Below are 1308 nucleotides of genomic sequence, written 5' to 3' on the forward strand. Positions count from 1 at the left end.
TGAAGTGTCCCGGGTTTTGTTCCTAGGCATTTGCCTTGATTTCCATTATTTCTTGGGCTGGGTTGGTTTCCCAAAACTCTGACTCAACCTCAGCTGGCGTGCGATAGCCGAGACTTTGGTGAAGCCGTACCTCGTTCCACCAATTAACCCATTCAAACGTCGCGATCTCCACGTCAACCACGCTGTCCCACGACCGCCGATGAATCAGCTCATTTTTGTAGGAACCGTTGACGTTTTCGGCCAAAGCATTGTCATAGGAATCTCCTACTGTCCCGGTAGAGGCAGCAATTCCATACTCAGCCAGCCGTTCGTTGTAGACAATGCTGACGTACTGTGAGCCATGATCTGAATGATGAATCAGCCCCGTTGTTTCCTTCGCGCTGACAATCGCCTGATTAAGCGCCTGCAGCGGCAGCGCCTCGGTACGCATTGAATCAGATAGTGCCCACCCGACGATCCTTCGGGAGAACACGTCGGTAACAAAAGCGGTGTACACGAATCCTTTTCTAGTGCGCACATAAGTAATATCGGCCACCCACAATCGGGCCGGTGCCGGGGCGTTGAACTTGCGATTAACTAAATCAGGACGCAGATCTGGTCCCTTCGGCTTGCGGGTAGTAATAGGAGACTTACCTTTACCTTTGCCTCTGACTCCAGCAAGACGCATCAGGCGTGCGGTCTGCTCACGGCCAATGTCGATTCCTTCACGGCGCAGAGTATGCCACATCTTACGGATGCCGTAGACGCCAAAATTTTCTTCATGGACCTCGGCGATGTGCGCGACTAGAGCAGCGTCACGAAGACTGCGGGCACTCATACCACGGGCTTTTGATTGGCGGTATCCACGGGACGTGATGAAACCGCCAACACGGTGGGTGTTTAACGTCTCGCAAATGAACTCGATGGAGAAACGATCCCGATACTCATCGATGAACCGGATCATTTCCGACGTTTTGGGTCGAGTTCCGACGCGAAAAAAGCCGAGGCAGCCTTCAGTAGCTCATTGGTGTCGCGTAGCTCTTGATTTTCACGGCGTAGCCTCGCGTTTTCCGCGGCCAAGTCTTCAGGCACAGGTTCTGGGATGCTTCCCGCACGACGGGCCTGCTGGGTCCACTGACGAGCCGTGTGCCATGAAACCCCCAACTTTGGAGCTACTGCCTTGCACGCGGCTTGCATCGACATATTTTCCGCCAAGATACGGTCCTCTACAAGACGGACCACACGGTCCTTCGCATCCTGGTCAAATTTTCTTGGCATATTCCAGATTTTCCCATCTACTCAGACGGAACAAAACCTGGGACACTTCAG

At 53.3% G+C, this 1308-nt stretch carries 1 protein-coding gene; it reads right to left on the minus strand.

Going from position 1 to position 1308, the window contains the following annotated elements; genetic code table 11:
• Positions 1 to 22: 22 nt before the first annotated feature.
• Positions 23 to 1257, minus strand: a protein-coding gene (locus HMPREF3158_RS05925; protein WP_167315507.1) for an IS3 family transposase whose coding sequence is annotated in 2 segments (ribosomal slippage) — positions 23 to 969 and positions 969 to 1257 — 1236 coding nt in all. Because the reading frame shifts where the segments join, the coding sequence is not laid out codon by codon here.
• Positions 1258 to 1308: the final 51 nt, after the last annotated feature.

The organism is Corynebacterium sp. HMSC06G04, from assembly GCF_001807365.1.
GTDB classification, from domain to species: Bacteria; Actinomycetota; Actinomycetes; order Mycobacteriales; family Mycobacteriaceae; genus Corynebacterium; species Corynebacterium simulans.